This is a genomic window from uncultured Salinisphaera sp., from assembly GCF_964012375.1.
Lineage (GTDB): Bacteria > Pseudomonadota > Gammaproteobacteria > Nevskiales > Salinisphaeraceae > Salinisphaera.
Genome location: NZ_CAXGSH010000160.1, coordinates 1 through 4,000, shown reverse-complemented (window position 1 = coordinate 4,000; position 4,000 = coordinate 1). Strand labels below are relative to the sequence as shown.

Genomic DNA, 4,000 nt, shown 5'->3' with positions numbered 1-4,000 from the left:
AGGCGCTGCGCCTGGACGCCTTGCCGCACCGTCTGTGAGGACTCGAACGCGATCCATGAGAGGTCTATGCAGAGCTTCCCTAGAACTGGCCGAAAAACGTCTCGTAGAGCAGGAAGACGTTGAGCGCGATCACCACGCAGGCGATCGCCCACGCCGCGACGGTGGTGGCCCGCCGGTTGACCAGCTCGCCCATGATCTCGCGGTTCGAGCAGAACAGCAGCAGCGGGATCAGGGCAAACGGGATACCAAAGGACAGCACTACCTGGCTCATGACCAGCGCGGTGGTGGCGTCGACGCCCATGGCCAGAATCAAAAGCGGTGGCGTCATGGTGATCAGGCGTCGTGCGAACAGCGGAATACGCCGGGCGATGAACCCCTGCATGACCACCTGACCGCTCATCGTACCTACCGACGAACTGGAAAACCCGCTTGCCAGAAGGCCGACCCCGAACAGGGTCGCGGCGAGCGGGCCGGCATAGTCGCGCAGCTGGGCGAATGCGCCTTCCAGGGTGGTGATCGGCGTGGCCGCGCCAAAGAACAGGCCGGCCGCCATCACCAGCATGGCGGCATTGATCAATCCGGCCACGCCCATGGCGATCAGGATATCGACGAATTCGAACCGGAAGATGCGTCGGCGCTCGTCGGCGCTGCGCCCGACCACGCGCCGCTGGGTGAGCGCCGAATGCAGATAGATCACGTGCGGCATGACGGTGGCGCCCAGAATACCCGCGGCCAGCATCACGCTGTGACTGCCCTGGAAACCGGGTATCAGCCCCAGGGCCAGATCGCCCATGTCCGGGTCGGCGACGTACACTTCGTAGGCAAAGGACACGACCACCACGCCCACGAGCGCGGTGATACCCGCTTCGAGCGGACGAAAACCGCGCCGCTGCAACTCGAGCAGGGCAAAGGAGAACACCCCGGTAATCACCGCCGCCGGAAACAGCGGAATCCCGAACAGCAGGTACAGTCCCAGCGCGCCGCCGATGAATTCGGCCAGGTCCGTGGCAATGGCGATGATCTCGGCCTGTATCCATAAAGCGATGGTCACCGGTCGGGAAAACCGTTCGCGACAGACTTCGGGCACGTTCTTGCCGGTGGCGATACCGAGCTTGGCCGACATGCTCTGTATGAGGATCGCCATCAGGTTGGCGACCACGACCACCCACAGCAGCAGATAACCAAAGGTCGAGCCGGCCTGGATATTGGTCGCGAAATTGCCGGGGTCGATATAGGCCACGGCGGCGATGAAGGCCGGGCCCAGAAACGGCCACAGCCCACGCAGACCGCGGTGCCGGCCATCAAGGGCGGCCTGTGCGGCGCGCATGGTGGCGTTTTCGCCCGGCAGCATGTCGCTTTGAGAGCGGCTCATGAACGGCTCGGGCGGGCGACATCGAACCGCAACCGAGGGCCGGCGTAACGGTGGACTGCAAAACTTAGCATCGGCTGAAATTAGCGCCCATCATCCGAGCGGTCAATACGCGTTGGCGCACGCGCCGGCGCGCGCGCCGTACAATCGGCGCATGCAAGACACCGCTTCATTTGCCGACCCCGTTGCCAACGGCGTCCTCGCCGGCCCGATTCTGCGCCAGGCCCGGCCGGGCCGTCTGGTGCTCTGGCTGGTGGCCGCCAGCAACCAGCCGCTGACGCTGGCCCTGTATCGCGACGATGACGGCCGACGCCAGGTCGCCGACGACACGATCGTGCTCGATAGCCGCCATCGTCGCGATCTGCGTATTGGTGAGCACGCGTGGATGATATTCATCGACGTGGATCTCGGCGCGGCCGGGGTGGAGCCGCTGCCCGAAGGCAGGGCGATTGGCTATGACCTGCTTGTGGGCGACGATCGCGTCTCGCTGGCCGCAGCCGAGCCGGCGCTGTGCTACGAAGGCGAATCGCGCCCGCGGTTCGTGATCAAGACGCGGCTCGACAGCCTGCTGCACGGTTCCTGTCGGCGCCCGCATCATCCGTCTGGCGACGGCATGGCGCGTGCGGACCGATGGCTTGGGGCACGGCGCGCGGATAGCGCCGACTGGCCGGCGGCCATGCTGCTCACCGGCGATCAGATCTATGCCGATGATGTGGCAGGGCCGTTGCTACGGGCCATCCATGCGCTTATCGCGCGGCTCGGCCTGTGGCCGGAAACCCTGGAAGGCGCGTTGCTCGACGACAGCGATGCACTCTATGCCTGTAGCGCCTGCTACTACCGGCGCGACGAGCTGCTGCCCAAGGAAAAGGTCAACCGGGATCTGCGCGACCGCTTTTTTGGCGGCACGCGCAAGCCGGTGTTCACGTCGGCTTCGTCGGGCAATCACCTGATCACGCTCGCTGAAGTGCTGGCGATGTATCTGCTGTGCTGGTCCGATGTCGCCTGGCGAGGGCTCGAGTACACCCGCCCCGAGCTGGACGAAGAAGAAAGCCGTCGCTACGACGAAGAAGCACGGGCCATCGACGCCTTCGTTGCCGAGCTGCCGGCGGTTCGGCGCGTGATGGCCAACACCGTCACCGCCATGATCTTCGACGATCACGACATTACCGACGACTGGAACCTCACGGGTGAATGGATGGATACCGCCTACGGGCATCCTTTCTCCCGACGCATCATCGGCAATGCGCTGATCGCCTATCTGCTGTGCCAGGGCTGGGGCAACCGGCCGGAGGCTTTTGAAGAGACGGTCTGGCCGTGCGTGGTGCGCTATATCGATACGCGCGACAACGCCGCCCACGATGCCCTGATCGACCATCTGCTCGAATTTCGCGGCTGGGGTTTCATGCTCGAGACGGACCCGGGCGTGCTCGTGCTCGATACCCGCACCCGGCGCTGGCGACGCGGGCGGGCACCGTCCAAGCCGTCCGGGTTGATGGACTGGGAGGCTCTGAGCGAGATGCAAGGCCAGCTCATGAACCGCGAAAGCGTGGTGATGGTCTCCGCCGCGCCGATTTTCGGCGTCAAACTCATCGAGAACATCCAGCGTGTTTTCACCTGGTTCGGCAAACCGCTGATGGTGGATGCCGAAAACTGGATGGCCCATCCCGGCGCGGCCCATACGCTGCTCAACATCTTTCGTCACGGCAAGACGCCGAAGAATTTCACCATTCTGTCGGGCGACGTGCATTACTCGTTCGCCTATGACGTCACCCTGCGCTTTTCGGCCGCGCGCCAGCGGATCTGGCAGATCACCAGCTCTGGCGTGAAGAACGAATTTCCACGTCGGCTGCTGGACTGGTTCGATCGGCTCAATCGGTGGCTGTATGCGCCGTACTCGCCGCTGAACTGGTTCACCAAGCGCCGGCGTATGCGTATCGAACCGCGTCGTCCGAGCCCCGCCGATCACGGCGAGCGCCTGGTCAACGGCGCCGGCATGGGTTATGTGCGCTTCAACGCCGCGGGCCAGCCCAGCGAAATTCGTGAGCTGTGCGCCGACGACTCCGACGTGGTGTTTGAACAGGACGACGACGCACCCGATTGAAGACTGAACCTCGGGTTGCCCGCGTTGCCCAATACCGCTCCATGCCTGACCGAGGACGACAGCAAATGAGTCGATCGCTATTGCCGCTAAGCGCGGTGTTCGTGTTGGCCGCCGCCATGCCGGCCGGCGCCTGGGCCCAGAATGCGCTCTCTGCGCTGGACGCCAACGACGACGGTGCGATCAGTCGTCAGGAGGCGATCGACGGTCAGCGCAAGACGTTCGAGCGGCTCGATGGCAACGGCGACGGCCTGCTCGACACCGACGAGTTCGCGGCCGGTCAGCCCGGGCGCGACAGCGAAGAGCTGCCCGCCGACGTACGCCGGGCGCGCCGCGCGTCCATCGAGCGCCAGTTTGCCATCCTCGACCGCGACGACGACGGCGGTATTTCGCTGGCCGAGTATCAGGCCGCGATGACGCCATATTTCGATGCCCTGGATACCAATTCCGACGGCGTGCTCGACGGTGCGGAACTGCGCCAGGCCATCGAGGACGATAGCCCGCGCGACTAGCGCCTGTTAGCACGACTGCGC

Annotated in this window: 3 protein-coding genes; 2 read left to right on the top strand and 1 reads right to left on the bottom strand. The window is 64.8% G+C overall.

Going from position 1 to position 4,000, the window contains the following annotated elements:
• Nucleotides 1-79: 79 nt before the first annotated feature.
• Complete coding sequence (locus ABNU97_RS17370; RefSeq protein ID WP_348767924.1) at nt 80-1,372, bottom strand: Nramp family divalent metal transporter; 1,293 nt, start codon at nt 1,370-1,372, stop codon at nt 80-82.
• 151 nt (nt 1,373-1,523) lie between these two features.
• On the opposite strand from ABNU97_RS17370, the gene ABNU97_RS17365 reads away from it, so the two are divergent.
• Both ABNU97_RS17365 and ABNU97_RS17360 read left to right on the top strand, forming a co-directional pair.
• Nucleotides 1,524-3,470, top strand: coding sequence for an alkaline phosphatase family protein (locus ABNU97_RS17365; protein WP_348767923.1), 1,947 nt, complete (start codon nt 1,524-1,526; stop codon nt 3,468-3,470).
• Between the two features lie 65 nt (nt 3,471-3,535).
• A complete protein-coding gene (locus ABNU97_RS17360) occupies nt 3,536-3,979 on the top strand; it encodes an EF-hand domain-containing protein (protein WP_348767922.1) in 444 nt (147 codons plus the stop codon).
• Nucleotides 3,980-4,000 lie beyond the last annotated feature (21 nt).